Source organism: Brevundimonas diminuta, assembly GCF_039673845.1.
GTDB classification, from domain to species: domain Bacteria; phylum Pseudomonadota; class Alphaproteobacteria; order Caulobacterales; family Caulobacteraceae; genus Brevundimonas; species Brevundimonas diminuta_E.
In genome coordinates this window covers 20,640-44,626 of record NZ_JBDJMK010000003.1, presented here as the reverse complement: position 1 = coordinate 44,626, position 23,987 = coordinate 20,640, and the positions used below count along the sequence as shown (strand labels likewise).

Below are 23,987 nucleotides of genomic sequence, written 5' to 3'. Positions count from 1 at the left end.
ACGCCGACGCCCTGATGCGACAAAAAATCGCAGATACGCCTTGTATTCCGGACAACGCTGTCCATTTTACGCGCCGGAATTGAAGCGAGCTGTCTCCCCATGGCCCTCCCCGCCACGCTCAAGAAGCGTCTGCCCCTTATTGTCGCCGGCGTCGTCGGACTGGGCCTGATTATCGGCGGCGTGGTCTGGTGGCAGGGCAAGCAGCGCTGGGAAGGCACCGACAACGCCTTCGTTCAGGCCGACACCGTGGCCGTCAGCCCCCGCATCGGCGGCGAGGTGGTCGAGGTTCTGGTCAAGGACAATCAGCGCGTCGAGGCCGGTCAGGTGCTGGTCCGGCTGGACGACGCGGACGCTCGCGCGGCTCTGGCGCAGGCGCAGGCCAATCTGGCGGCCCTGACCGCCGCCGTGGCCAATGTCGACGCCCGCGCTGAACAGGAACAGGCCACCATCGCCGCCCGCGTCGCCAGCGTGACCCAGGCTCAGGCCCAGGCCAATCTGGCCCGCGCCGAGGTCGACCGTTACGGCAAGCTGGCCGATCAGGGATGGGTGTCGCAGCAACGTATCGAGACCCAGCGCGCCACCGCCGACACCGCCCGCGCCTCGGTCGCCCAGGCTCAGGCCGACCTGACCGCACAGCAGCGCACCGCCGCCGTTCTGGGCTCGACCCGGCAACAGAGCGTGGCCGCCGTCGAACAGGCCCGCGCCCAGATCGATCAGGCACGGCTGACGCTGGACCGCACCGTCATCCGCGCGCCCGTGGCGGGCGTCGTCGGCGCGCGCGGCGTGCGCGTCGGTCAGGTGGTGCAGGCGGGCGGCCAGCTGATGTCGGTGGTGCCGCTGCAGGACACCTATGTCGTCGCCAACTTCAAGGAGACGCAGGTCGGGCGGATGCGTCTGGGCCAGTCGGTCGAGATCAGGGCCGACGCCTTCCCCGGCCGGTCGCTGCACGGCCGCATCGACAGCTTCGCCCCGGCCACCGGGTCCGAGTTCGCCCTGATCCCGGTCGAGAACGCCACCGGCAACTTCACCAAGATCACCCAGCGCGTGCCCGTCCGCATCGTGGTCGAGCGCGACGACAAGGGCCAGCCCACGGTCCTGCGTCCCGGCCTGTCGGTCGAGGTCAAGGTCGACCTGAAGAGTCAGGGCGGCGCCGCCTTCGCCGAGGCGCATCCGGGCGAGACGGGCCCGGCCCGGTGAGCGATACGGCGGCGCCTGCGCCGGCGACTGCCGCCGGCCAGCCGGAAATCAACTGGACCGTCCTGCTGCTCGGCTTTGCGGGCATGGTCATCGGCCAGTTCATGGCCATTCTCGACATCCAGATCGTCGCCGCCTCCCTGCCGCAGATTCAGGCCGGGGTCGGCGCCTCGGCCGATGAGATCAGCTGGATCCAGACCGCCTATCTGATCCCCGAGGTCGTGATGATCCCTCTGTCGGGATATCTGTCGCGGCTGTGGGGCACGCAGAAGGTGTTTCTGGCCTCCTGCCTCGGCTTTCTGATCATGAGCGTCATGGTCGGACTGTCGTCGTCCATCGAGATGATGATCATCTTCCGCGCGCTGCAGGGCTTTGTCGGCGGGGCCATGATCCCGACGGTCTTCGCCGTGGCCTTCACCGCCTTTCCGCCCGAAAAGCGGGTGACGGCCAGCGTCATCATGGGGCTGATCGTGACGCTGGCGCCGACGGTGGGGCCGACGCTGGGCGGCCATCTGACCGAATGGCTCAGCTGGCGCTGGCTGTTCTTCATCAACGTCTTTCCCGGCGTGATCGTCCTGTTCCTGGTCGGGCGCTACGCCCATTTCGACAAGGGCGATCCCAGTCTGGCCAAGGGCTTCGACTGGCTGGGTCTGATCCTGATGGCCGCCTTCCTGATGAGCCTGCAGTATGTGCTTGAGGAAGGCGCCAAGGAGGACTGGTTCGCCGATGACCTGATCCTGCTGCTCAGCATCGTCGCCGCCGTGTGCGGCCCGGCCTTCGTCTGGCGCTCGCTCAGCTATCGCAATCCGATCGTGGAGCTGCGCGCCTTCGGCAACCGCAACTTCGTCGTCGGGGTGATGATGACCTTCATCGTCGGGGCGGCCCTGTTCGGCGGCACCTTCCTGCTGCCGCTGTTCCTCGGCCGGGTGCGCGACTATTCGGCGGCCGAGGTCGGCACCACCATGGTCGTCTCAGGGCTGGCGATGTTCGCCACCGGCCCCATCGCCGGACGGCTGGTGCGCAAGGTGGACGCGCGTGTGCTGATGTTCATCGGCTTCATGCTGGCGGCCTGGGGCATGTGGGACGCGCGCGTGCTGACCGACCAGTGGGGCTTCTGGGAGTTCGCCGGGGTGCAGGCCATGCGCGGCGTCGGCGTCATGATCGCCATGATCGCCTCGCAGCAGGTGACGATGGCCACCCTGCCCCCGCACATGGTCAAGAACGCCTCGGGGCTGGTGAACCTCAGCCGCAACGTCGGCGGCGCCTTCGGCCTGGCGGTGCTGAACACCTCCCTGACCCAGAACACCGCCCTGCACCTGGCCGAGCTGACCAGCGCCATCGACCAGACCCATCAGGGGGTGCGCGACATGCTGGCGGGCATGGCCGTGCGCTTTTCCGGTTCGATCGACCCGCAGGCCTCGGCTTTGAAGGCCATCCATGGCATGTTGATCAAACAGGCGACCACCCTGGCCTTCGGCGACGCCTTCGCCCTGCTGGCCATCGGTTGCGCCTGCGCCGGTTTCCTGACCCTGCTGTCCCGGCCGGCCAAGCCCAACCCTTCCACAGCCCCTTCGGACGCCCACTGAATGCCTCGCGCCCTCGGACAGATCGATGAAATCAAGAGCCGCGCCATCCTGCGCGCGGCCGCCGAACTGTTCATGGAAAAGGGCGCCAAGCTCTCCATGGCCGAGGTCGCCCGGCGCGCGGGCGTCTCGCGCCAGACCCTCTACAACCGCTATCCGACCAAGACGGACATGGCCCGCGATCTGGCGGCCCTGCGCTCGGAAGAGGCGGTGGCGCCGCTGCTGGCCGACACGGGCGTCGAACAGGCTCTCAGCGCCATGGCCGAGACCCTGATCCGGCGCATCTATGTCGAGGGGCGCGGCTCGGCCCTGCGCGGCATGGCCCTGACCTCGCCCGAGACTCCCGAACTGGCGCGCGTCGTCTATGAGGCGGGGGCCGGTCAGAACATGCGCCGTCTGGCCGACTGGCTGGAGGAGCAGGACCGCGAGGGAACTCTGCGCGTGCCCGATCCTGTCCTCGCCGCCGAGATGTTCAGCGGCATGGCCCTGGGCCACGGCCACCTGCGCTCGGTGCTGGGCCTGCCCCAACCCGAAATCGACGACATTCCCGCCCGCGCGCGCGACGTCGCCCGCCGCTTCATGCGCGCCTTCACGCCGGACGGGGACGACGGCGCAATTGGCCCTGACGCCGGATCAGCGTAAAGCCGCCCTCACCCCCTTCATCCGCCGTCCGCCGGAGCCTTTTTCATGCTGATCCACCTGTCGTCCTGGCCCGAGATCGATGAGCGTCTGAAGTCCGGCGCCCTGCTGTCCAAGACGGTGATCGTGCCGATCGGCTCGAACGAGCAACACGGGCCGACGGGCCTTCTGGGCACCGACTGGCTGTGCCCCGAGATCATCGCCCACGCGGCGGAGAAGGGCGACGACAGCCTGATCGTCACGCCGACCTTCAACATCGGCATGGCCCAGCACCATCTGGCGTTCCCCGGCACCATCACCCTGCGCCCGTCGACCTTCATGGCGGCGATCGCCGACTGGGTGTCGTCGCTGACGCGCCACGGCTTCGAGCGCATCTATTTTCTGAACGGTCACGGCGGCAACGTCGCCACCATCGAGGCCGCCTTCGCCGAAATCTACGCCGACTGGTCCTTCACGCCCGAACCCTGGGCCGAGCGCCCGCCCTTCGTGCTGAAGCTGCGCAACTGGTGGGACCTGCCGGGCGTGCAGAAGCTGTGCGAGGACATCTTCCCGACGGGCCACGGCAGCCACGCCACCCCGTCCGAGATCGCCGTGACCCAGGCGGGCTATCCCGACCGGATCAAGACCGCCGACTATGAGCCGAAGATCGCCCCCTTCGGCCCGATCCGCGACGCCAACGACTATCGCGCCCGCTTCCCCGACGGCCGCATCGGCTCGGACCCGGCGCAGGCGACCCCGGAAAAGGGCCAGCGCATCATCGACGCCTCCGTCCCGGCCCTGATCCGCGATCTGACCGACTTCGCACAGGAAGTCTTGCCGGTCGCCTGAAACAGGCTCAGGGTCGCGTCATGAGCCCCATGCAGAAGACCGCCCGCAACGCCCTGCGCAACGCCCAGGCCGGTCAGGAACTGGCCGAGGCCTCGGCCGCCGTCATCACGCGGCGGCTGGGCATCATGGGCGAGGCCATGGCTGATCCGCTGCGCGCCGACCACGCCGAGCTGGGCCGGATGGGCGTCGAAAAGGTCGAGGCCATGACGGCCTCGGCCGGGGCGGCCTTCGCCGGGGCGATGGACCTGAGCCAGCGGGCGGGCCGCATGGCTGCGCGCGAAGGGGCCGAGGCCGCCGACTGCATGGCCAGACTGGCGCGCGCCGACACCCCCTTCGCCTTCGCCGCCGCCCAGACCGACTGGGCCATGGGCGCCTGGAGCCGGGCGATGCGCGACGGCTGGTCCTTCTACGGCGCCGCGCTGAAGGCGCAGGGACAAGCCATGGCGCCGGTCCACGCCAAGGCCACCGCCAACGCCCGTCGCCTGAAGCGCTGAACGCGGCTCAGACCGGCTCGCGCGGGCGTGATGGAACGCCCAGCCGCTTCGCCGGATTGCCCTTGCATCCATGCAAAGGACGCGACGATGGCCGACAAGGATCCCAAAGACCCCCATCCCGGCATGATGGGCGACGGCACTGAGGAACAGAACCTCAATCAGCCGGGCGACCCGTCCAAACGGATCACTGAGGACGAGGTCGACGACGCCTTCACCAAAGACCCCAAGCTGGTCCCGAAGAAATAGGGCGACCCCTCTCTCACTTCGCCGTCATCCTCGGGCTTGACCCGAGGATCCAGAGACAGCGCGCGACGGGCATCCGTTGGGAGCGCCTTCGCCGTCCCTCTGAACGAAGCAGAGCCGAAAGCTGGATCCTCGGGTCAAGCCCGAGGATGACGGCAACATTGGAGCGCGCGATGAGGGCGCGACAACTCCGCCCCTTACGCCGTGCGGATGACTCCACCCCGCGCCTCGACCGGCCACGGCGTCAGCTTGCCGCCCGCGCAGGGTCCGGCGACGCAGGCGCCCGACAGCGGCTCGAACGCCGCCCCGTGCCAGCCGCACAGGATCAGCGACCCGTCCGGCGTCAGATAACGGTCCAGCTCCATCGCGATGGGAAAGCCCGCGTGCGGGCAGCGATCCACCCAGCCCGCGACCTGACCGTCCTTCTTCACGACAAAGCCGTGGAAGAAGGCCTCGCCGATCTGCAGCACGAAACCGCGCGAGCCGGGATCGGCGATATCCGCCTCCAGACACAGGGCCACGTTCGGCGGCGTCTTCCAGACCCGCTTGCGCTCCTGCGTCTCAGGCGCCGGGCCCTCTTGCGCCACTATTCGCGCTCGGGCTTCAGCGGGCGGCTCATCAGGCTCTCAATCGCCTGATCCACCGTCAGTTCGCCCGCCAGCACCGCCGCCGTCGCCTCGCAGATGGGCGTGTCGACGCCCAGTTTGCGGGTCAGTTCGCGCACGGCGGGCGCGCTCTCATAACCCTCGGCCACCGAACGCTTGCCCTCCAGCGCCTGTTCGACGCTGAGGCCCTGTCCCAGCGCCAGACCCAGGCTCATGTTGCGCGACTGCGGGCTGGAGCAGGTCAGCACCAGATCGCCGACCCCGCACAACCCCGCCACCGTCTCCGCCTTGCCGCCCAGAGCTGTGGCGACGCGGACGATCTCGGCATAGCCGCGGGTGATGACGGCCGCATGGGCGCTGCGGCCCAGTTCGCGGCCCTCGACGATGCCGCAGGCGATGGCCAGCACATTCTTCAACGCCCCGCCCGTCTCGGCCCCGATCAGGTCGTCGGCGTAATAGGGCCGGAAGACCGGCCCCGACAGGGCGCCCGCCAGCGCCTCGGCCATCGCCGCATCGGCGCAGGCCAGCGTCACGGCGCTGGGCAGACCCCGCGCCACCTCGGCGGCGAAGCTCGGCCCCGACAGCACGGCGGCCGTGGCCGACGGGATCGTCTCGGCCAGCACATCGGTCATCAGCTTCAGCGAGCCGCGCTCAATGCCCTTGGAGCACAGAATGATCGGCAGCCCCGGCCGGGCATGGGGCGCAAAGGCCTGCAACGTCGCCCGCATGTGCTGGGCCGGCGGAACCGCCAAAATCAGGTCGCAGTCCGCCAGGTCGGCCAGGTCCGACGTCACGTTGATGGCCGAATCCAGCTCGATCCCCGGCAGGAAGGCTTCGTTGACCCGCCGCGTGCGGATGCTCTCGATCACCTCGGGCTCGCGCGCCTGCAGGATGACGGCCAGACCCGCCGCCGCCGCGCTCTGCGCCAGAGCCGTGCCCCAGGCGCCGCCGCCAATTACGCCTGCCGTATGAAATTCCATGTCTTCTCCGGTCCCCCGACCCCCGCCGAGCGTCAGGCTATTCAAGCCTTGGCGCCCTTGCGGCCCGTTTTCTTGTGCACAGGATCAACGCTCGCGCGCGTCTCGTCCAGAGGCCATCGTGGCCGGGCCGCGACATCAATGTCTGAGGTCAGCCCTTTTTCCAGTCGTTCAGCCCCCGCCAGTGCAATCATCGCCGCATTGTCGGTGCAATAAGCCATCGGCGGCGCCAAAAAGGCGAAGCCGTGTTTCGTCGCCAGATCCTCCAGCGTCCGCCGGATCGTCTTGTTGGCGGCGACACCACCGGCCACCACGAACAGTCTTTCTTTTTGCCCTACCGCCTCGCGCGCGGCGCTCGGCTGCTTGAAGGCGCCGTCAGCGAGTTCCGGATGCGCCTCGGCGTAATCCTTCATCGCCCGCTCGGTGCGTTCGGCCAGCTGGCGCGCGATCGCCTTCTGCACCGCATCGGCCAGATCCGCCCGATCCTGCTCCGTCTCGCAGGTCTGGGCCAGACGCGAGGCCGCCGTCTTCAGCCCAGAGAAGGAGAAGTCGCAGTCCTTGCGCCCCACCAGGGCGCGCGGCAGTTCGAACCGCGACCCGTCGCCCGACGCCGCCAGCTTCTCCAGCGCCGGGCCGCCCGGATAGCCCAGCCCCATGGCCTTGGCGATCTTGTCGAAGGCCTCGCCCGCCGCATCGTCGATGGTCGTGCCCAGACGGCTCATGTCGCCGATGCCGCGCACTTCCAAGAGCTGGCAATGCCCGCCCGACACCAGCAGCAGCAGGAAGGGATAGCTCGTCTCCGCCCCCAGCCGCGCCGACACCGCATGGCCTTCCAGATGGTTTACCGCGATCAGAGGCAACCCCCGCGCCAGCGCCGCCGCCTTGCCGTAGGACAGGCCCACCATGACCCCGCCGACCAGGCCCGGCCCCGCCGTCGCCGCCACGCCGTCCAGCGCGCTCCAGTCCAGCCCGGCCTCGGCCATGGCCCGACGCGTCACGCCGTCGATCATCTCCACATGGCTGCGGGCGGCGATTTCCGGCACCACCCCGCCATAGGCCGCATGATCGTCGATCTGGCTGTGGATGACGCTGGACAGCACCTCGGCGCCCGCCGCCGACAGTCGCACCACCGAGGCGGCGGTCTCGTCGCAGCTGGTCTCGAGCCCCAGCACGGTCAAACCGTCCGACCCGCGTTCGGTTGCCCCGTCCGCCGCCCTGCTATAGTCCGCGTCCATCTTCATTGGGCGGAGTTAGCGACCCGCCCCCCCTTTCGCAACGGCGACCCGACTTGACTGAACCCCTTCTGCGCATCGGCACCCGGCGTTCGCGCCTGGCTCTGGCCCAGTCCGGCATGATGCAGCGCGCCATCGGCCGCGCGCTGGGCGTGCCCGACGCCGAGGTCGAAACCCTTGTTCCCCTGGTCGAGATCGTCACCACCGGCGACCGCATTCAGGACCGCCGCCTGCTCGAAATCGGCGGCAAGGCCCTGTTCACCAAGGAGATCGAGGAGGCCCTGCTGGACGGCCGCGTCGACGTCGCCGTCCACTCGATGAAGGACGTTCCCGCCGAACAGCCCTCGGGCCTCGCCATCGCCGCAGTGCCCGAACGCGAAGACCCCCGCGACGCCTTCATCAGCGACCATTACGCCACTTTCGCCGACCTGCCGCAGGGCGCCCGCTTCGGCACCGCCTCCCTGCGGCGTCAGGCGCAGGCGCTGGCCCTGCGCCCCGATCTGAACATCGAGATGCTGCGCGGCAACGTCGACACCCGGCTGAAGCGGCTGCGCGACGGCGACTTCGACGCCATCCTGCTGGCCTGTTCAGGCCTCAACCGCCTCGGCCTCGGCGACGTCATCCGCCAGCGCCTGCCGCTGGACGCCTTCCTGCCCGCGCCGGGCCAGGGCGCCCTGGCCCTGCAGACGCGCGAGGGCGATGTCGACGCCGCCTGGACCCGCGCCCTGAACCACGCCCCTACCGCGCTCGCCGTCGCCACCGAGCGCGGGGCCATGGCCGCGCTGGAAGGCTCCTGCCGCACCGCCATCGGGGCCTACGCCCACATCGCCGACGGCCGCCTGCATCTCAGCACCGAAATGCTCAGCCCCGACGGGTCGAGCCGCTGGACCCGCTCGGGCGATATCGCTGCAGACGTTGATCACGCCGCCGCCCGCGCCCTCGGCCTCGACCTCGGCGGCCAGATTCAGGCCGTTGCCGGCGACCAGAAGATCGCGCTTTAGAACGATGACGCCGATCCGCCGCGTCTGGGTCACGCGCGCCGAGCCGGGCGCCGCCCGCACTGCGGACCGGCTGACAGCTCTTGGCTTCACCCCGCTCGTCGTCCCTTTGCTGACGCTCGCCCCCCTGCCCGGCGCCCTCGACGCCGCGCCCGAGCCTGACGCCGTCGCCGCCCTCGCCTTGACCAGCCCCAACGGCGTCGAGGCCTTCGCCCCGCTGATCCCGCGTTTCAGCAATCATCCAGTCTTCGCCGTCGGCGACGCCACCGCCGAAGCCGCCCGCGCCGCGGGCTTCGCCGACGTGCGCTCAGCCTCCGGCGACATCCACGCCCTGGCCCGCCTGATCGCCGCCGAAGCGCCGCCCGGTCCCCTGCTGGCCCCCGGCGCGCGCGAACCGGCGGGCGACCTGCCCGCCCTGCTGCCCGACCGCCCGGTCCAGCGCCTGCCCGTCTACGCCGCCTTCGAGACCCACACGCCCGCCCCCGAACTTTTCGACGCGGTCATGCTCCACTCCCCCCGCGCCGCCCGGGCGCTGGCCGCCGACCTGCCGCGCGCCGCCTCATCCGGCCGCATCGCCATCTGCATCTCCGAAGCAGCCGCCGCCCCCCTGCGCCCCTTCGATTTCGCGCAAATCCGCATCGCCGCCGCCCCTGATGAACCGGGGATGCTATCGGCTCTTGGCAAGCCTGCCGCTCCCGTATAAAGAGCCCTCCTCGCTCGTTCACGCCTCCATACGCGGACGACGCCGGGGCCGCTTTAGCTCAGCTGGTAGAGCACCTCATTCGTAATGAGGGGGTCAGGTGTTCGAGTCACCTAAGCGGCACCATTTTTTCCTGCATTTCAGGTAAGCAAGGCCTTCAGGATGGCGTCCAGCAGGGGGCGGCCTGCGGCTGTGGCGGCGATGCGGTTTTCGGTCAGGTGGACGAAGCCGTCGTCCATCATGTCGGCCAGCGGGCCTTCGGCCGTCGATAGTCCAAGGCGCTCCAGCACCGGCAGGGGGACGCCCTCGACCGTGCGCAGGCCTAGCAGAACGTGTTCCTCATCGGCGTCCGTCGGGCTGAGAAGGTCGCGCTCAGCCCAGGGCGTTCCGGCGGCGACGCCGGCGATATAGTCGTCGATGCGGCGTTCGGCGACGGTGGCGGTGCGGCCTTGCGGTAGGGTGATCCGGCCGTGGGCGCCGGGGCCGAGGCCCAGATAGTCGCCGCCGCGCCAGACGTGCAGGTTGTGGCTGGAGCGGGCCGCGATGTCGCGAGCGTGGTTGGAGACTTCATAGGCCTCGAATCCGGCGGCCTCGAGCGTGTCCTGCGTCGCTTCATAGAGGGCGGCGGCCAGATCTTCGTCCGGCGGGGACCAGGCGCCGCGCGCCACGGCCCGGCCGAAGGCGGTCGTGCCCTCTATGGTCAGTTGATAGGGCGAGACGTGCTCGAACCCCATGCCGAGGGCGGCGGTCAGTTCAGCCCGCCAGTCGGCGACGCTCTGGCCGGGGCGGGCGTAGATCAGGTCGATCGACAGGCGCGGAAAGGCGCGGGCCGCCAGATCGATGGCCCGGCGGGCCTCTGCGGCCGAATGGTCGCGGCCCAGGAATGTCAGGGCGTCGTCGTCGAACGACTGCACCCCCATCGACAGGCGGTTGATCCCGGCGTCAGCCAGGGCGGCGTAGCGACCGGCCTCCGCGTCGGTCGGATTGGCCTCAAGGGTGATTTCGATCTCATCCTGCGGCGGAAACAGCGCCTTGGCGCGCGCGATGACCGCCGCCACGGCTTCGGGCGCCATCAGGGAGGGGGTGCCGCCGCCGAAAAAGATCGAGGCCAGACGGCGCGGGCCGGTCAGGGACGCCTGCGCCTCCATGTCCGCCATGATGGCAGCGGCCAGACGCGCCTGCTGGTCGCGGCGCCCCCGGTCGCGCACCACGTTGAAGTCGCAATAGGGGCAGATCCGCGCGCAGTATGGCCAGTGGAGATAGAGGGCGATGGAGGAGGGCCCCCCGTCGCCCGTCGACTGGTCGGCGGGCGAAAGAGCGCGCGTCTCAGTCAATCAGCGCCGCCTTCAGGCGGTCGAAGGCGCGGCCGCGGTGACTGACGGCGTCCTTTTCGGCGGCGTCCATCTCGGCGAAGGTCTTGTCGGAGCCTTCGGGCTGGAAGACCGGGTCATAGCCGTGGCCGCCGTCGCCGCGCGGCGGGAAGACCAGCTGGCCGTCGACCCGGCCCTCGACCACCACGCAGGGGCCGTCCGGCCAGGCCACCGCCAGGGCCGAGGTGAACCAGGCGGAGCGATCGGTCGAGCCGGTTTCCTGCAGCCGCTCCTCGACCTTCTGCATGGCCAGGGCGAAGTCCTTGTCCGGCCCGGCCCAGCGGGCGGAAAATATGCCGGGCGCCCCGTCCAGCGCGGCGACCGACAGGCCGGAGTCATCGGCCAGTGCGACCTCGCCCGAGACCTGGGCGGCGTGGCGCGCCTTCAGCATGGCGTTGCCGGCGAAGGTGCTTTCAGTCTCTTCCGGCTCGGGCAGATTCAGCTCTCCGGCCGTGACGATCCGGTAATGTCCATCCAGCAGCGCCTCGATCTCGCGCGCCTTGCCCGGATTGTGGGTGGCGGCGACGAGCCGCATCCCCTTGATCAGCTTGAGATTCATGGCGCGACCTTAGTCCTGTCCGATCCATTGCGAAATGGTAACATCGTTAAACGATATGTAAGTTGGCATTTTGCGGCGCACAACCTATCTTCATTTTCAAGAACGACGGGCCGCACCGTTCACATGCAGGAAACATTCTGCAACATAAATCCAGCGGCGCAGCAGAATTGCACAAAAAATGTGCATTGATGGAGATAGCCACATGCAAGCGATGCGCACCACCAACTTCCTCGACCGCCTGGCCCACAGCCTGGGCAACGCCTTCCTTCTGGCCGCCCTGCCCGCCGCGGCGATCGCCCTGGTCATCCAGAGCCTCTGATCGCTCAAAGGTTCGAGGGGGGCTTTGACGATCGCCATGAACGCCGGAAAGAATAGAGCCGTGCGCGGGTCGGCCGGACCCGCCACGGCGACGGCGCCTCACCCTCCGGCCTGAGATGCGATCATGATCCGCTTCCCGAACATGAAATCCGCCGGGAAGCCGAGAGCGTCTTCTCTGCGCGCGCCCAATCTGCGGACCATCGGCCCCGGTTCGGTCGCCAGCATCCTGAAGATCGCGCTGGACGTCGCCTATGTGCTGATGATCCTGCTGACCAGCCTGCTGCTAGCGCTGTGGATCGCGTCCATCTTCATTCCCGTCGACAATCTGAACGTCACCGTGTCCGACGGCACGGACGGCCGCGAGATGCCGTTGACGCGCCCGCTGCTGCTGTTCGGCCTGGGCGCCCTGAGCGCCTATTTCGGCGGCTTCCTGATCATACTGCGGTATCTACGCAAGATCTTCCGCACCCTGACGCTGGGCGATCCGTTCCAGCCGGACAATGTGCGCCGCCTGCGCCAGATCGGCCTGATCCTGGCCGTCGTCACCGGCGGGGTGTGGATCGTGCAGGGGCTGGTCGCGTCCCGTCTCGCGCCCGGCGTCATGGAGCCGCAGGGGATCAGCGACCTGCTCACCCCCGTCTTTTCCGTGCTGGTCGTCTTTGTTCTGGCCGAGGTGTTCCGCGAGGGCGCGCGCCTTCGCCGCGAATCCGAACTGACGATCTGACCGGGACACGCTAGAAGCATTCGCCATGGCCATCCGCGTCCAACTTGACCGTATTCTCGCCCAGCGGCGCATGTCGCTGACGGAACTCGCCGACCGCGTCGGCGTGACCGTCGCCAATCTGTCGATCCTCAAGACCGGCAAGGCGCGCGCCGTGCGCTTCACCACCCTGGACGCCCTGTGCCGCGAACTGGACTGCCAGCCCGGCGACCTGTTGATCCATGAGCCCGGCCCTCCGGCCGCCTTCGACGACGGGGACTGAGGGTGGCCCGCCCCCCTTCCGGCAAGGGGCCGCCGAAAGCCGCATCCGCGACCGCCGAGGACGACACGCGCATCTGGCGCCGTGTGACCTCGACCGTAACGCCGCCCGCCTATCGCAAGGCCGCGCGGGTGACGCCAGGCGCCGTCCTGCCGACCCCCGATGAACCGCCGTCCGTGGCGGCCCCGCCCCTGCGCGGCGTGGCGGGCAAGAAGCGCGAGGCCGCTCTGACGCCCGCCTCGGCCGGACGGGCGACGACGCCGCCTTCATCAAAGACCGCCGCGCTGAGGCCCCGGTCCGCGCCCGAAGAACTGGAGCCGCGCCGCCAGCGCCGCCTGTCGCGCGAACGCGATCCGATCGAGGCGCGCATCGACCTGCACGGCTTCGGGCGGTTCGAGGCCGAGGATCAGCTGCGCGGCTTCCTGATCGGCTGCCAGATGCGCGGCCTGCGCTCGGTGCTGGTCATCACCGGGCAGGGCAGGCGGGGCGGCGGCATCATCCGCGCCTCGGTGCATGAATGGCTGACGGGGCCGCATCTGCGCGGCGTCGTGTCCGGCTTCGCCTCGGCCCATCAGCGCCACGGCGGCGATGGCGCGCTGTATGTGACGCTGAAGGGGCGCTGAATTCTTCAATGTTCCGCTCACCCCGGCGGACGCCGGGGCCCAGTAAGACCCCCCCGCTCGTCGTTCAAAGATCGACTAAACCCAAGCCCCGAGAATGAAGCCAAAGCACTGGGTCCCGGCGTCCGCCGGGATGAGCGGGAAGAGGCGGATCAGCCCTGCGCGTTCCTGACCGCCGCCGCGCCCGCAACCGGCGCGATCACCAGCGCAAATAGGACATAGGCGCCCAGCAGGGCCAGCGCCGAGGCCGGGCTCTGAGCATTGGCGGCGCGGGTCAGGGCGCCCGCTCCGAACACCACCGGCGGGATGAACAGCGGCAGCACCACCACGGCGATCAGCAGACCTCCGCGTCGGGCGCCCAGCGCCAGCGCCGCGCCCAGCGCCCCGGTGAAGGCGAACCCCAGCCCGCCCAGCGCCGCCGAGGCGCCGGTCAGCACGATCAGCTCCGGCGGCTGGCCCAGCGCCAGCGCCGCGACCGGGGCGGCCAGCGCCAGCGGCAGGCCCGTCGCCAGCCATTGCGCCAGCGCCTTGATCCCCACCGTCGCCTCCAGCGGCAGTGGGCCCGTCGCCAGCAGGTCCATCGCCCCGTCCTCCAGATCACGCTCGAACATCCGCTCCAGCGACAGCAGGGAGGCCAGCGCCAGCGCCATCCAGCTGGCCCCCGAGGCCGCCGGGGCCAGAACGCGCGGATCGCCCCCCGCCGCCAGCGGCAGGATGGCCGTCAGGCACAGCAGGAAGCCGCAGGCCAGCAACGGCCCGCCGCCGCCGCCCCAGGCCAGCGACAGCTCGCGCGCGAACAGGGCGCGGACGGCCTTCATCGCACGCCTCCAAGATCAAGAGGACGGGCCGGAACGGGCAGGGGGTCGTGCACGGCGGCCAGGATCATCCCCCCGCCCGCCAGATGTTCAGCCATCAGTTCGGCGGCGACGCCGCGCCATGCCTCGTCCAGCGGCGCCAGCGGCTCGTCCAGCAGCCACAGGGCGCGCGGGGCGGCGACCAGACGGGCCAGCGACAGCCGTCGCCTCTGCCCCGCCGACAGCTTGCGCGTCTCCAGATCCAGCAGAGGCGCCAGCTTCAGCCGTTCGACGGCCGCGTCCATCGCGTCGCCTGATCCGCCCAGCCATTCGACCTGAAAGCCCAGTTCCTGCCGCGCCGTGCGCTGGGGCTTCAGCCCCTCGTGGTGGCCCAGCAGGTGCAGCGCCGCGCGCCGGGCCGTCTCGGCCTCCATCGCACCGTTTGCATCATGAAAAACGACCGTGCCCGCATCGGGCCGGATGAAGCCCGCCACGGCGCGCAGCAGACTGGTCTTGCCCGCGCCATTGGCCCCGGTCAGGGCCGCCGCCTCGCCCGCCGACAGGCTGAAAGACAGTTCGTTGAACAGCCGCCGTTCGCCGCGCGACAGGCTTAAGGCCGCGATGCCGAGACGGGTCAGCATTTGCGAGTCTCTCTCAATGTCCACGTCAAGGGTGTGGATACATGGACGGCCCTCGCGCGCGGGACTATATGCGCATTCGCCGCAGCAGGCTTTCGCCGCGCGCGCCGGGGACCTGTGCGCCCCGACGTCCAGCGCGCGAAGGCGCAACCGAATTGTCGGGCGGCGTTTGTCAGAGGACTACTCTCCATGCCGTCGATTGACAGCCTCAAGACCCGCCAGGACCTCGCGGTCGGGCGCAAGAAATACGCCTATTACAGCCTTCCCGCCGCCGAGGAAGCCGGTCTGGCCGGGATTTCCCGTCTGCCGCGCTCGATGAAGGTGCTTCTCGAGAACCTGCTGCGTAACGAAGACGGCGTCTCCGTCACCGAAGCCGACCTGAAGGCCGTCGCCGCCTGGATCGAGAACAAGGGCGCCGTCGAGCACGAGATCGCCTTCCGTCCGGCCCGCGTGCTGATGCAGGACTTCACTGGCGTTCCGGCGGTCGTCGACCTGGCCGCCATGCGCGACGCGATGGACAAGCTCGGCGCCGACGCCAAGAAGATCAACCCGCTGGTCCCGGTCGATCTGGTCATCGACCACTCGGTCATGGTCGACCACTTCGGCAACGCCCAGGCGTTCAACCAGAACGTCGAGCGCGAGTATGAGCGCAACATCGAGCGCTACAACTTCCTGCGCTGGGGCTCGTCGGCCTTCAACAACTTCCGCGTCGTGCCGCCCGGCACCGGCATCTGCCACCAGGTGAACCTGGAGAACCTGGCCCAGACCGTCTGGACCGCCGAGGAAGGCCGCAAGACCGTCGCCTATCCCGACACCGTGGTCGGCACCGACAGCCACACCACCATGATCAACGGTCTGGCCGTTCTGGGCTGGGGCGTCGGCGGCATCGAGGCCGAGGCCGCCATGCTGGGCCAGCCGATCCCGATGCTGATCCCCGAAGTCATCGGCTTCAAGCTGACGGGCAAGCTGCCGGAAGGCGCGACGGCCACCGACCTGGTGCTGACCGTCACCCAGATGCTGCGCAAGAAGGGCGTGGTCGGCAAGTTCGTGGAATTCTTCGGTCCCGCCATCGCCGGCATGACCATCGAGGACCAGGCCACCATCGCCAACATGGCCCCGGAATACGGCGCAACCTGCGGCTTCTTCCCCGTGTCGCAGGCCACCATCGACTATCTGACGGCCACCGGCCGCGAGAAGGCGCGCGTCGCCCTGGTCGAAGCCTACGCCAAGGCGCAGGGCCTGTGGATCGACGAAGAGTCCGAAGACCCGATCTTCACCGACGTTCTGGAGCTGGACATCTCGACGGTCGTGCCGTCGCTGGCCGGTCCGAAGCGTCCGCAGGATCGCGTTGAACTGACCACCGCCGCCCCTGAGTTCGAAGGCCACCTGACCGGCACCTTCAACCGTCCCGCCGACGCCCCGCGCTTCGCCGTGGAAGGCGAAGATTTCGACATCGGCGACGGCGATGTGGTGATCGCCGCCATCACGTCGTGCACCAACACCTCCAACCCGTCGGTCCTGATCGCCGCCGGTCTGGTGGCGCGCAAGGCCCATGCGCTGGGCCTGAAGCCCAAGCCGTGGGTCAAGACCTCGCTGGCGCCCGGTTCGCAGGTCGTCACCGACTATCTGACCGACGCCGGTCTGCAGAAGGACCTGGACGCCCTGGGCTTCAACCTGGTCGGCTATGGCTGCACCACCTGCATCGGCAACTCGGGCCCGCTGGACCCGGCCGTGTCCAAGGCCATCAACGACAACGCCCTGGTCGCCACCTCTGTGCTGTCGGGCAACCGCAACTTCGAAGGCCGGGTGAACCCGGACGTCCAGGCCAACTACCTGGCCTCGCCGCCGCTGGTCGTCGCCTACGCCCTGGCCGGTTCGATGCGCATCGACATCACCAAGGAGCCGATCGGCAAGGACAAGAAGGGCAATGACGTCTTCCTGAAGGACGTGTGGCCGACCTCGCAGGAGATCGCCGCCATCCAGAAGAAGTCGGTCACGCCCAAGATGTTCGCCAAGCGCTACGCCGACGTCTTCAAGGGCGACGAGCACTGGCAGGCGATCGCCGTCACCGGCGGTCAGACCTATGAGTGGGAAGACACCTCGACCTACGTTCAGAACCCGCCCTACTTCGAGGGTCTGACCATGGAGCCCGCTCCGGTCACCGACATCGTCGAGGCGCGCATCCTGGGCATCTTCGGCGACTCGATCACCACCGACCACATCAGCCCGGCCGGTTCGATCAAGAAGGCCTCGCCCGCCGGTCAGTACCTGACCAACCACGGGGTCGACGCCCTGGACTTCAACAGCTACGGCGCCCGCCGCGGCAACCACGAAGTCATGATGCGCGGCACCTTCGCCAACATCCGCATCCGCAACCGCATCACCCCCGACATCGAGGGCGGCGTCACCAAGCACTTCCCCTCGGAAGAGACGATGTCGATCTACGATGCGGCCATGCGTTACCAGTCGGAAGGCCGTCCGCTGGTCGTCTTCGCCGGCAAGGAATACGGCACCGGTTCGTCGCGCGACTGGGCGGCCAAGGGCACCCGCCTGCTGGGCGTCCGCGCCGTCATCGCCGAAAGCTATGAGCGCATCCACCGCTCGAACCTGGTCGGCATGGGCGTCGTCCCGCTGCAGTTCAAGGAAGACGGCTGGCAGAAGCTGGGCCTGACCGGCGAGGAGATCGTCACCATCCGCGGCCTGACCGACGCCAACATCGGCAAGCTGAAGCCGCGTCAGGACCTGTGGGTCGAAATGTTCCGTCCGTCGGACGGCAAGATGGCCCGCTTCCCGGTCCGCTGCCGCATCGATAACCAGACGGAGCTGGACTACTTCAAGGCCGGCGGCGTCATGCCTTACGTCCTGCGCAATCTGGCGCGCGGCGAAGCGAAGTAGGGTCTCAAGCAGCGCAAAAGCGCGATAGACCGACAAGAATGAAGGCCGGCGGAGCGATCCGCCGGCCTTTTTCATTGGTCGGACAATTTGTACTGACGCCAATGCATTTGGCCGGAGTGTTGAGGCTTGTTCCATGACGAGGGGCTATTAGGTGTTCATCCTGGTCCTCATTTTTGGAGCCTGTCATGAGCCAGCACGTCGCCGTTGTTGAATGGAGCCGGGGCGATCAGCCTTTCAGCGACAACAAGTACAGTCGGGGCCATGACTGGCGTTTCGACGGCGGCGCGGTGGTGCGTGGGTCTTCGGCGCCGTCGGCGATGATCCCCCCGCCCTTGTCTGAAGAAGCCGCGGTGGACCCGGAAGAGGCTCTGGTCGCCGCCCTGTCCAGCTGTCACATGCTGTTCTTTCTGGCCTATGCCCGCAAGGACGGATTCATCGTCGATTCCTATCGCGATGAGGCGCAGGGCGTTCTGGGCAAGGATGAGCGCGGCAAGGTCTCCATCACTGAAATCGTGCTGCGCCCGACCATCATCTGGTCCGGCGAGAAACAGCCCGGTGCTGCGGCCATCGCCGATCTGCACCATCGCGCCCACGACAGTTGCTACATCGCCAATTCGATCCGCGCCGAAGTGAAGATCGAGCCGCGCTAGGTCGGCATCAGGCCGTCTCCTCTTCGATCAGGGAGCGGAAGGCGGCGTGGGCGGCGGTCATGCCGTCCGTCGTGGCCAGGGTGATGTTGCCCGCCGGGCGGGCCAGATCGCCGGCGGCGAAGACGCCCGGCTGGCTGGTCTGTTGCTGGGCGTCGACCTTGATGATGCGGCCCATGGGGGTGTCGGTCATCTCGCAGCCCAGGTTCTCGGCGAAGCGGCCGGACTGCCGCACATGGGCGCCGACGAAGATGGCCTTCAGCGGGATGAAGCGGCCGTCGGCCAGCCGCGCTCCGGTCAGGGTCGGCGCCTCGCCCTCCAGCCGTTCCAGCGGCGTCGGCTCGATGGTCACGCCGCGTTTGGCCAGAAGACGGGCGTCGTCCGGGCTCAGGCGCGCCGGGTCGATGAACAGGACGGCCTGACCCCATTCGGCGACGGTGACGGCGTAGTGGACCGCATGGTCGCCGCGCCCCAGGACGCCGATCGGACCGCCGCCGACTTCATAGCCGTGGCACCAAGGGCAGTGCAGGGCGGTGCGGCCCCAGCGCTCCTTCACGCCGGGCAGTTCGGGCAGGACGTCCTCGACGCCGTGCGCCAGGATCAGGCGTCGGCCCGTGGTGCGGCTTCCGTCGGCGAAGGCGACTGAGAAGCCGTCGTCGATCCGTGTCACGTCCACCGCCTCGGCCATACGGAAGGCGGCGGTGGGATAGGCCGCGACCTGGGCGCGGGCGGCGGCGGCGATCTCAGACCCCGGACGGCCGTCGTTGCTCAACACGCCGTGCGAGCGGACGGCGAAGCGGTTCCGGGGGCGGCTGTCGTCGATGACCAGAACGCGGCGGCGCGCCCGCACCAATTGCAGGGCGGCGGACAGACCGGCGTAAGAGCCGCCGATGATGACGGCGTCATGAGGCATCGGATTTTCGCGCATGGGCATGGAGCAAGTCTTCCTTGGGGCGTGCGGCCAACCGGCGCGAGAAATCCGCCGCCAGATCAGCCAGGGTGATGGCGTCCAGTCGCGCGGCCAGCAGGGCGCGGGCGGCGGCGTAGGTGTCGGACAGGGCCTCGTTGACGGCGGCCTCGATCAGACAGCCTTCTGCCTCGACTGGGGGCGTTTCGGGCAGCAGGACGGGCTCGCCCAGGGCGGCGTGGACCTGGCCCAGGGTGACGGCGTCCAGCGAACGCGCCAGCCGCCAGCCGCCTCCGTGGCCCTTTTCGGACACGACCAGCCCCTGCTCGCGCAGACCCGCCATGGTGCGGCGGACCACGACGGGATTGGTCGACAGACAGATCGCCAGCATGTCCGAGGTCATCGGCTGGCCGCAGCGTTGCTCGTGCTCGGCCATGTGCAGCAGGGCGTGCAGGATGTTGGAGAGGCGGGAGTCCCTTTTCATGTAACTTTAATTGTTACGTGATGGGTCGCGCGTCAAGGCGTTCCTGCAGGATTAATTTCAGTCGGGGGCGGCGGCGCCTTTCAGGAAGGCGCCGAAGCGGTTCAGCGCCTGCGCCGTCAGGTCCGGGTCATGGCGCATCGGGCCGTTGTTGGTCGGTTCGTCAAAGGCGTGGGTGCCGTCGGCGATCCAGCTTTCGACCTCAGAGCCGCCGTCGCGGATCATGGCGTTGACCCGTTCGGCGTTGCGGACAGTGGTCAGGTGATCGCGCCCGGCCGTCAGGGCGAAGACGCGCGGATGATGCCGCCAGGGCTTCATCCGGTTGAAGGCCCACGGGCCGATATAGGCATAGGCCAGAAAGACGGACTTCACCCCAGACAGGTCGACGGCGTCCGGGTCCGCCACCCCCATGCGACGGGGGGCGGGCGTCTCGCTCATCATCTCCATGATGGCCCATCCGCCGTGGCTCCACCCCGCCAGCGCCAGTTGCGAGGCGTCGACGTCCGGGCGCTGCGACAGGCCGTGGATGGCCGCCAGAACATCGCCCGCCCGCTCATATCCCCGGAACATCAGCCCGGTGCAGACGGTGGTCAGCGTCAGGGCCCGGCCCCAGCCGCGCGGGCCATAGGAATCGACGATGGCGGCGCGCCATCCGGCGGCCTTCGCCGCTTCGGCGTATCGGGGCAGATGGCTGCGCAGACCGCCGCAGCCGTGGAACAGCAGCACGGTCGGGCGCGGCCGGTCGTCGTCGGGACCGACGACCTGCACGTGAGGCTGCAACCGGGCCCAGCGGGCGGCGATGGTGTCCATGCCTGCAGCCTACGCCGCCGACTTTTTCTGGAAAAGGGCCTTGCGCCTTCGTCATATCGATATATCTGTTTGCGAGTTAGATATATCGAAGAGAGACATGACATGAGAGGATCCAAGGGGATCGGAAAGCGTGGCCACGGTTCGGGCCACGGATTTGGGCGCGTTTTCGGCTTCGGCCACGGCGAGCAGGGCCGCTCGATGCGCCATGAAGGCCGCCGCATGGGCGAGGGCCGGATGCGCGGCGAGGGCCACGGCCGTCGCGGCGGCGGCCGGATGTTTGAACACGGCGCCCTGCGCTGGGTGCTGCTGTCGCTGATCGCGGACAAGCCCGCCCACGGTTATGAATTGATCAAGGCCATCGAGGCGCGCATGGGCGGCGCCTATACGCCCAGCCCCGGCGTCATCTACCCCAGCCTGACGCTACTGGAGGACATGGGCGCCCTCAGCGCCGTCGCCGACGGCGGCAAGAAGCGCTACGCCATCACCGAGGAAGGCCGTCGCCTGCTGGTCGAGAACGCTGAGGCCCTGACCCACGCCGAGCGCAAGATGAAGGCCCTGCGCGGCCGCGCCGACCGCCCGGCCCGCGTCGCCAAGGCCATAGAGGCCTTCCGCACGGCGACCCACGACCGCCTGACCCAGGAGCCGCCGCTCAGCGAGGCCCAGGTCGAGGCCATCGCCGATCTGATCGAAGCAGCAGCCGAAAAGGTGAGACAGGCATGAGCCCAGCCCTTTTGCGACAACCGCGCCGCGTGCGGCACGAACTGAAATTTCGCCGCGCCCGCGTCGAAAGCGTCGAAGACCTGACGCCGGTCCTGAAGCGGATCGTGCTGACCGGCGATGAGCTGGAGGGCTTCTTCAGCCCCGGCTTCGACGACCATGTGAAGATCTTTCCCGTGCCGCGCGGCAAGCCGGTGGTCCTGCCCGATATGGGGCCGGACGGGCCGGTCTTCCCCGAGCCGCGGCCGGTCGCGCGTGACTACACCCCGCGCGTTTTCGACGTGGCCAACCGTCGGCTGACCATCGACTTCGCGGTCGGCCACGGCGGTCCGGCGACGGCGTGGGCCGAGGACGCCCGCCCCGGCGACGAACTGGGCCTGGGGGGGCCGCGCGGCTCCCTTCTGGTGCCGACCAGCTTCTCCGAACACCTGTTGATCGGCGACGAGGCGGCCATCCCCGCCATCGCCCGCCGTCTGGAGGAACTGCCTGCAAACGCCCGCGCCATCGCCTGTATCGAGGTGAACGACGCCGTGGGCGAACTGGACATGCCCAGCCCCGCCGACGTCGAGATCATCTGGGTCCATCGCAACGGCGGCCCGCGCGGCCGTCCCGAGGCGCTGACGGAAGCGGCGGTCGCAGCAGCCAAACGGATCGACCCGGCGGACGCCTATGTCTGGGTCGCCTGCGAAGCCTCGGTCGCCCGCTCGATGCGCGCGGCTCTGCTGGCCGCCCGTTCGTTCAACCAGAAATGGATGAAGGTCGCCGGCTACTGGCGCCTGGGCCGCGCCGCGACCCACGAGGTGATCGAGGACTGACGTTCCATCTCCCGCCCATCCCGGCGTCCGCCGGGACCCAGTAAGAGCGCCCGTCATAAGGACTGATCATGGGCGTGGCGTCTGAGGCCAAAGCACTGGGTCCCGGCGTCCGCCGGGATGAGCGGTGGTGAATGTGCGGCGCTAGAATCGGCCATGAAAAAAGGCGCTGCCGATGACCGGCAGCGCCCTTTCTGTGCTCAAGCAGCGAGCCGCCGCGCGGCTCGCGTTAGTGCTCTATCAGTGCCGGAAGACGCGCACGCCGGTGAAGGCCATGGCGATGCCGCGTTCGTCGGCGGCGGCGATGACCTCATCGTCACGGATCGAGCCGCCCGGCTGGATCACCGCCGTGGCCCCAGCGGCGACGGCTTCCAGCAGGCCGTCGGCGAAGGGGAAGAAGGCTTCGGACGCACAGGCTGAACCTTCGGCCAGCGATTGTGTCAGACCCTTGGCTTCGCCCGCTTCCTTGGCGCGGATGGCGGCGATGCGGGCGCTGTCGCGGCGGTTCATCTGACCGGCGCCGATGCCCGCCGTCTGGCCGTCCTTGGCATAGACGATGGCGTTGGACTTGACGTGCTTGGCCACGGTGAAGGCGAACAGCATGTCCTGGATCTCGGTCGGCGTCGGCTGGCGCTTGGTGACGATCTTCAGGTCCGAGGGCTTGATCAGCGAGCGGTCGCGCGACTGCACCAGGAAGCCGCCCGCGACCGAGCGGAAGACCTCGCCCGCGCCGTGCGGGTCGGGCAGGCCGTCAGTGATCAGCAGGCGCAGGTTCTTCTTGGCGGCGAAGACGGCCTTGGCTTCGTCGTCAGCGCCCGGCGCGATGACGACTTCAGTGAAGATGCCGGTGATGGCGCATGCGTCTTCACCGTTCAGCGGACGGTTGACGGCGATCACGCCGCCGAAGGCCGACACGGCGTCGCATTCCAGCGCGCGGGCGTAGGCTTCCGACAGATCCTTGCCGACGGCCACGCCGCAGGGATTGGCGTGCTTGACGATGACGCAGGCCGGGGCCTCGAACTCGGCCACCAGTTCATAGGCGGCGTCGGCGTCGGCGATGTTGTTGTAACCTAGTTCCTTGCCCTGCACCTGCGTCGCATAGGCCACGCCCGGACGGCGCTCGCCGGTGCGATAGAAGGCGCCGGTCTGGTGCGGGTTCTCGCCATAGCGCAGGGTCTGGGCCAGAGAACCGGCGATCGACTTGCGGGCCGGGGCGGCGTCTTCCAGCTGACCGGCGAACCAGCCGGACACGGCGGCGTCATAGGCGGCGGTGCGGGCGAAGGCGCGGGCGGCCAGCTGCTTGCGCAGGTCCAGCGAGGTCGTTCCGTCGGCCTTCAGCGCCTCGACGATCAGGCTGATGCTTTCCGCGTCCACGGCGACGGCGACGTGGCCGTGGTTCTTGCTGCCCGAGCGGATCATGGCCGGGCCGCCGATGTCGATGTTCTCGATGGCTGCTTCAAAGCCGCCGCCGGACTCAACAGTCTTCTCGAACGGATAGAGGTCGATCCAGACAATATCGATGGCGCCGATGTTGTGCTCGGTCATGGCGGCGGCGTGGGCCGGGGCGTTGCGCACGCCCAGCAGGCCGCCGTGGACGACGGGGTGCAGGGTCTTGACCCGGCCGTCCATCATTTCCGGGAAGCCAGTCAGATCGGCCACGTCTTTGACCGGCAGGCCAAAGCCCGCGATCGCCGCCTTGGTGCCGCCGGTCGAGACCAGTTCGACGCCCAGCCCCGCCAGAGTGCGCGCGGCGTCTTCCAGCCCCGCCTTGTCCGAAAGAGAGATCAGGGCGCGGACGGGTTTGATCGCGTCGGGTGCGGGCGGAAAGTCGGGAGCGGCGGGCATGGGCGGCGTCCGTTACAGCTGGGGCGGGGAGATGGCGGGGCCTCTAGCACCAACGGGACGCGGCGTCAGCCCTTCGACCCAAACACGCCGTCATCCTCGGG

General features: G+C 68.9%; 26 protein-coding genes and 1 tRNA gene. 16 read left to right on the top strand and 11 right to left on the bottom strand.

Annotated features, from left to right (window positions below; genetic code table 11):
• Window positions 1–99 precede the first annotated feature (99 nt).
• The 6 genes from ABE454_RS03725 to ABE454_RS03700 all read left to right on the top strand — a co-directional run bounded on the left by ABE454_RS03725 (window position 100) and on the right by ABE454_RS03700 (window position 4,984).
• On the top strand, window positions 100–1,197 hold the full coding sequence (locus ABE454_RS03725; protein WP_346529210.1) for an HlyD family secretion protein: 1,098 nt from the start codon (window positions 100–102) through the stop codon (window positions 1,195–1,197).
• Window positions 1,194–2,780, top strand: coding sequence for a DHA2 family efflux MFS transporter permease subunit (locus ABE454_RS03720; protein ID WP_346529208.1), 1,587 nt, complete (start codon window positions 1,194–1,196; stop codon window positions 2,778–2,780). The genes ABE454_RS03725 and ABE454_RS03720 overlap by 4 nt, the downstream gene beginning before the upstream one ends.
• A complete protein-coding gene (locus tag ABE454_RS03715; protein ID WP_346529207.1) occupies window positions 2,781–3,419 on the top strand; it encodes a TetR/AcrR family transcriptional regulator in 639 nt (212 codons plus the stop codon).
• A gap of 45 nt (window positions 3,420–3,464) precedes the next feature.
• On the top strand, window positions 3,465–4,244 hold the full coding sequence (locus tag ABE454_RS03710; protein ID WP_346529204.1) for a creatininase family protein: 780 nt from the start codon (window positions 3,465–3,467) through the stop codon (window positions 4,242–4,244).
• A 29-nt stretch (window positions 4,245–4,273) separates the two neighbouring features.
• Window positions 4,274–4,738, top strand: coding sequence for a phasin family protein (locus ABE454_RS03705; protein ID WP_346529201.1), 465 nt, complete (start codon window positions 4,274–4,276; stop codon window positions 4,736–4,738).
• A gap of 87 nt (window positions 4,739–4,825) precedes the next feature.
• Window positions 4,826–4,984, top strand: a complete 159-nt coding sequence (locus ABE454_RS03700; RefSeq protein ID WP_346529198.1) for a hypothetical protein — start codon at window positions 4,826–4,828, stop codon at window positions 4,982–4,984.
• Window positions 4,985–5,178: 194 nt separating this feature from the next.
• Here the strand turns inward: ABE454_RS03700 and ABE454_RS03695 are convergent, their stop codons facing one another.
• Genes ABE454_RS03695 through tsaD form a run of 3 tightly spaced genes read right to left on the bottom strand, consistent with a single transcriptional unit; the run spans window position 5,179 to window position 7,798 of the window.
• Window positions 5,179–5,568 carry a Rieske (2Fe-2S) protein gene (locus ABE454_RS03695; RefSeq protein WP_346529196.1) on the bottom strand — a complete coding sequence of 130 codons (390 nt, stop codon included), beginning with the start codon at window positions 5,566–5,568 and terminating at the stop codon, window positions 5,179–5,181.
• Entirely contained in the window at window positions 5,568–6,566 is a 999-nt protein-coding gene (locus ABE454_RS03690; protein WP_346529193.1) for an NAD(P)H-dependent glycerol-3-phosphate dehydrogenase, read from the bottom strand. The genes ABE454_RS03695 and ABE454_RS03690 overlap by 1 nt, the downstream gene beginning before the upstream one ends.
• Before the next feature lie 41 nt (window positions 6,567–6,607).
• Window positions 6,608–7,798 (bottom strand): tRNA (adenosine(37)-N6)-threonylcarbamoyltransferase complex transferase subunit TsaD, encoded by a 1,191-nt coding sequence (tsaD, locus tag ABE454_RS03685; protein WP_346529703.1) that lies wholly within the window; start codon window positions 7,796–7,798, stop codon window positions 6,608–6,610.
• 53 nt (window positions 7,799–7,851) lie between these two features.
• Here tsaD and hemC point away from each other — a divergent pair, with 53 nt between their 5' ends.
• The 3 genes from hemC (at window position 7,852) to ABE454_RS03670 (ending at window position 9,619) form a co-directional block, all read left to right on the top strand.
• Window positions 7,852–8,796, top strand: coding sequence for a hydroxymethylbilane synthase (gene hemC / locus ABE454_RS03680; RefSeq protein ID WP_346529191.1), 945 nt, complete (start codon window positions 7,852–7,854; stop codon window positions 8,794–8,796).
• A 4-nt stretch (window positions 8,797–8,800) separates the two neighbouring features.
• The gene (locus ABE454_RS03675) at window positions 8,801–9,496 is read left to right on the top strand and encodes a uroporphyrinogen-III synthase (protein WP_346529189.1); all 696 of its coding nucleotides are present in this window, start codon (window positions 8,801–8,803) and stop codon (window positions 9,494–9,496) included.
• Between the two features lie 47 nt (window positions 9,497–9,543).
• Window positions 9,544–9,619 (top strand) — tRNA-Thr (locus ABE454_RS03670).
• Window positions 9,620–9,633: 14 nt separating this feature from the next.
• On the opposite strand, the gene hemW is transcribed toward ABE454_RS03670, so the two are convergent.
• Together hemW and rdgB are read right to left on the bottom strand one after the other, a co-directional pair.
• A complete protein-coding gene (hemW, locus tag ABE454_RS03665; RefSeq protein ID WP_346529187.1) occupies window positions 9,634–10,827 on the bottom strand; it encodes a radical SAM family heme chaperone HemW in 1,194 nt (397 codons plus the stop codon).
• On the bottom strand, window positions 10,820–11,422 hold the full coding sequence (gene rdgB / locus ABE454_RS03660; protein WP_346529185.1) for an RdgB/HAM1 family non-canonical purine NTP pyrophosphatase: 603 nt from the start codon (window positions 11,420–11,422) through the stop codon (window positions 10,820–10,822). The genes hemW and rdgB overlap by 8 nt, the downstream gene beginning before the upstream one ends.
• A 442-nt stretch (window positions 11,423–11,864) precedes the next feature.
• Between rdgB and ABE454_RS03655 the strand changes: the two genes are divergently transcribed.
• From ABE454_RS03655 to ABE454_RS03645, 3 genes are read left to right on the top strand one after another with little or no spacing between them, the layout of a single operon-like run.
• Entirely contained in the window at window positions 11,865–12,464 is a 600-nt protein-coding gene (locus tag ABE454_RS03655; RefSeq protein WP_346529184.1) for a DUF2975 domain-containing protein, read from the top strand.
• A gap of 25 nt (window positions 12,465–12,489) precedes the next feature.
• The gene (locus tag ABE454_RS03650) at window positions 12,490–12,723 is read left to right on the top strand and encodes a helix-turn-helix domain-containing protein (RefSeq protein WP_346529182.1); all 234 of its coding nucleotides are present in this window, start codon (window positions 12,490–12,492) and stop codon (window positions 12,721–12,723) included.
• A gap of 2 nt (window positions 12,724–12,725) precedes the next feature.
• Window positions 12,726–13,343: a Smr/MutS family protein gene (locus tag ABE454_RS03645; protein ID WP_346529180.1), complete on the top strand. Its 618-nt coding sequence runs from the start codon at window positions 12,726–12,728 to the stop codon at window positions 13,341–13,343.
• 149 nt (window positions 13,344–13,492) lie between these two features.
• Here the strand turns inward: ABE454_RS03645 and ccmB are convergent, their stop codons facing one another.
• The gene (gene ccmB / locus ABE454_RS03640; protein ID WP_346529178.1) at window positions 13,493–14,158 is read right to left on the bottom strand and encodes a heme exporter protein CcmB; all 666 of its coding nucleotides are present in this window, start codon (window positions 14,156–14,158) and stop codon (window positions 13,493–13,495) included.
• Window positions 14,155–14,775, bottom strand: coding sequence for a heme ABC exporter ATP-binding protein CcmA (gene ccmA, locus ABE454_RS03635; protein ID WP_346529175.1), 621 nt, complete (start codon window positions 14,773–14,775; stop codon window positions 14,155–14,157). Before ccmA ends, ccmB begins: the two co-directional genes overlap by 4 nt.
• Window positions 14,776–14,961: 186 nt before the next feature.
• Here ccmA and acnA point away from each other — a divergent pair, with 186 nt between their 5' ends.
• Window positions 14,962–17,667, top strand: a complete 2,706-nt coding sequence (gene acnA / locus ABE454_RS03630) for an aconitate hydratase AcnA (RefSeq protein ID WP_346529172.1) — start codon at window positions 14,962–14,964, stop codon at window positions 17,665–17,667.
• A gap of 185 nt (window positions 17,668–17,852) precedes the next feature.
• Window positions 17,853–18,317: an OsmC family protein gene (locus tag ABE454_RS03625; RefSeq protein WP_346529169.1), complete on the top strand. Its 465-nt coding sequence runs from the start codon at window positions 17,853–17,855 to the stop codon at window positions 18,315–18,317.
• A 7-nt stretch (window positions 18,318–18,324) separates the two neighbouring features.
• On the opposite strand, the gene ABE454_RS03620 is transcribed toward ABE454_RS03625, so the two are convergent.
• From ABE454_RS03620 to ABE454_RS03610, 3 genes are read right to left on the bottom strand one after another with little or no spacing between them, the layout of a single operon-like run.
• A complete protein-coding gene (locus ABE454_RS03620; protein WP_346529166.1) occupies window positions 18,325–19,248 on the bottom strand; it encodes an NAD(P)/FAD-dependent oxidoreductase in 924 nt (307 codons plus the stop codon).
• Window positions 19,217–19,705, bottom strand: a complete 489-nt coding sequence (locus ABE454_RS03615; protein ID WP_346529164.1) for an Rrf2 family transcriptional regulator — start codon at window positions 19,703–19,705, stop codon at window positions 19,217–19,219. The genes ABE454_RS03620 and ABE454_RS03615 overlap by 32 nt, the downstream gene beginning before the upstream one ends.
• Window positions 19,706–19,762: 57 nt before the next feature.
• Window positions 19,763–20,512 carry a dienelactone hydrolase family protein gene (locus ABE454_RS03610; protein ID WP_346529161.1) on the bottom strand — a complete coding sequence of 250 codons (750 nt, stop codon included), beginning with the start codon at window positions 20,510–20,512 and terminating at the stop codon, window positions 19,763–19,765.
• Window positions 20,513–20,614: 102 nt separating this feature from the next.
• On the opposite strand from ABE454_RS03610, the gene ABE454_RS03605 reads away from it, so the two are divergent.
• Both ABE454_RS03605 and ABE454_RS03600 read left to right on the top strand, forming a co-directional pair.
• Complete coding sequence (locus tag ABE454_RS03605; protein WP_346529160.1) at window positions 20,615–21,232, top strand: PadR family transcriptional regulator; 618 nt, start codon at window positions 20,615–20,617, stop codon at window positions 21,230–21,232.
• Window positions 21,229–22,044, top strand: a complete 816-nt coding sequence (locus ABE454_RS03600; protein ID WP_346529157.1) for a siderophore-interacting protein — start codon at window positions 21,229–21,231, stop codon at window positions 22,042–22,044. Before ABE454_RS03605 ends, ABE454_RS03600 begins: the two co-directional genes overlap by 4 nt.
• Before the next feature lie 237 nt (window positions 22,045–22,281).
• On the opposite strand, the gene purH is transcribed toward ABE454_RS03600, so the two are convergent.
• The gene (gene purH / locus ABE454_RS03595; RefSeq protein ID WP_346529155.1) at window positions 22,282–23,886 is read right to left on the bottom strand and encodes a bifunctional phosphoribosylaminoimidazolecarboxamide formyltransferase/IMP cyclohydrolase; all 1,605 of its coding nucleotides are present in this window, start codon (window positions 23,884–23,886) and stop codon (window positions 22,282–22,284) included.
• Between the last annotated feature and the right edge of the window lie 101 nt (window positions 23,887–23,987).

Coding starts and splice junctions, on each gene's coding strand:
- ABE454_RS03725 (WP_346529210.1), top strand. CDS start 100: ATGGCCCTCCCCGCCACGCTCAAGAAGCGTCTGCCCCTTATTGTCGCC.
- ABE454_RS03715 (WP_346529207.1), top strand. CDS start 2,781: ATGCCTCGCGCCCTCGGACAGATCGATGAAATCAAGAGCCGCGCCATC.
- ABE454_RS03710 (WP_346529204.1), top strand. CDS start 3,465: ATGCTGATCCACCTGTCGTCCTGGCCCGAGATCGATGAGCGTCTGAAG.
- ABE454_RS03705 (WP_346529201.1), top strand. CDS start 4,274: ATGCAGAAGACCGCCCGCAACGCCCTGCGCAACGCCCAGGCCGGTCAG.
- ABE454_RS03700 (WP_346529198.1), top strand. CDS start 4,826: ATGGCCGACAAGGATCCCAAAGACCCCCATCCCGGCATGATGGGCGAC.
- ABE454_RS03690 (WP_346529193.1), bottom strand. CDS start 6,566: ATGGAATTTCATACGGCAGGCGTAATTGGCGGCGGCGCCTGGGGCACG.
- tsaD (WP_346529703.1), bottom strand. CDS start 7,798: ATGGACGCGGACTATAGCAGGGCGGCGGACGGGGCAACCGAACGCGGG.
- ABE454_RS03675 (WP_346529189.1), top strand. CDS start 8,801: ATGACGCCGATCCGCCGCGTCTGGGTCACGCGCGCCGAGCCGGGCGCC.
- rdgB (WP_346529185.1), bottom strand. CDS start 11,422: ATGAATCTCAAGCTGATCAAGGGGATGCGGCTCGTCGCCGCCACCCAC.
- ABE454_RS03655 (WP_346529184.1), top strand. CDS start 11,865: ATGATCCGCTTCCCGAACATGAAATCCGCCGGGAAGCCGAGAGCGTCT.
- ABE454_RS03650 (WP_346529182.1), top strand. CDS start 12,490: ATGGCCATCCGCGTCCAACTTGACCGTATTCTCGCCCAGCGGCGCATG.
- ccmB (WP_346529178.1), bottom strand. CDS start 14,158: ATGAAGGCCGTCCGCGCCCTGTTCGCGCGCGAGCTGTCGCTGGCCTGG.
- ccmA (WP_346529175.1), bottom strand. CDS start 14,775: ATGCTGACCCGTCTCGGCATCGCGGCCTTAAGCCTGTCGCGCGGCGAA.
- acnA (WP_346529172.1), top strand. CDS start 14,962: ATGCCGTCGATTGACAGCCTCAAGACCCGCCAGGACCTCGCGGTCGGG.
- ABE454_RS03625 (WP_346529169.1), top strand. CDS start 17,853: ATGAGCCAGCACGTCGCCGTTGTTGAATGGAGCCGGGGCGATCAGCCT.
- ABE454_RS03620 (WP_346529166.1), bottom strand. CDS start 19,248: ATGCCCATGCGCGAAAATCCGATGCCTCATGACGCCGTCATCATCGGC.
- ABE454_RS03615 (WP_346529164.1), bottom strand. CDS start 19,705: ATGAAAAGGGACTCCCGCCTCTCCAACATCCTGCACGCCCTGCTGCAC.
- ABE454_RS03610 (WP_346529161.1), bottom strand. CDS start 20,512: ATGGACACCATCGCCGCCCGCTGGGCCCGGTTGCAGCCTCACGTGCAG.
- ABE454_RS03605 (WP_346529160.1), top strand. CDS start 20,615: ATGAGAGGATCCAAGGGGATCGGAAAGCGTGGCCACGGTTCGGGCCAC.
- ABE454_RS03600 (WP_346529157.1), top strand. CDS start 21,229: ATGAGCCCAGCCCTTTTGCGACAACCGCGCCGCGTGCGGCACGAACTG.
- purH (WP_346529155.1), bottom strand. CDS start 23,886: ATGCCCGCCGCTCCCGACTTTCCGCCCGCACCCGACGCGATCAAACCC.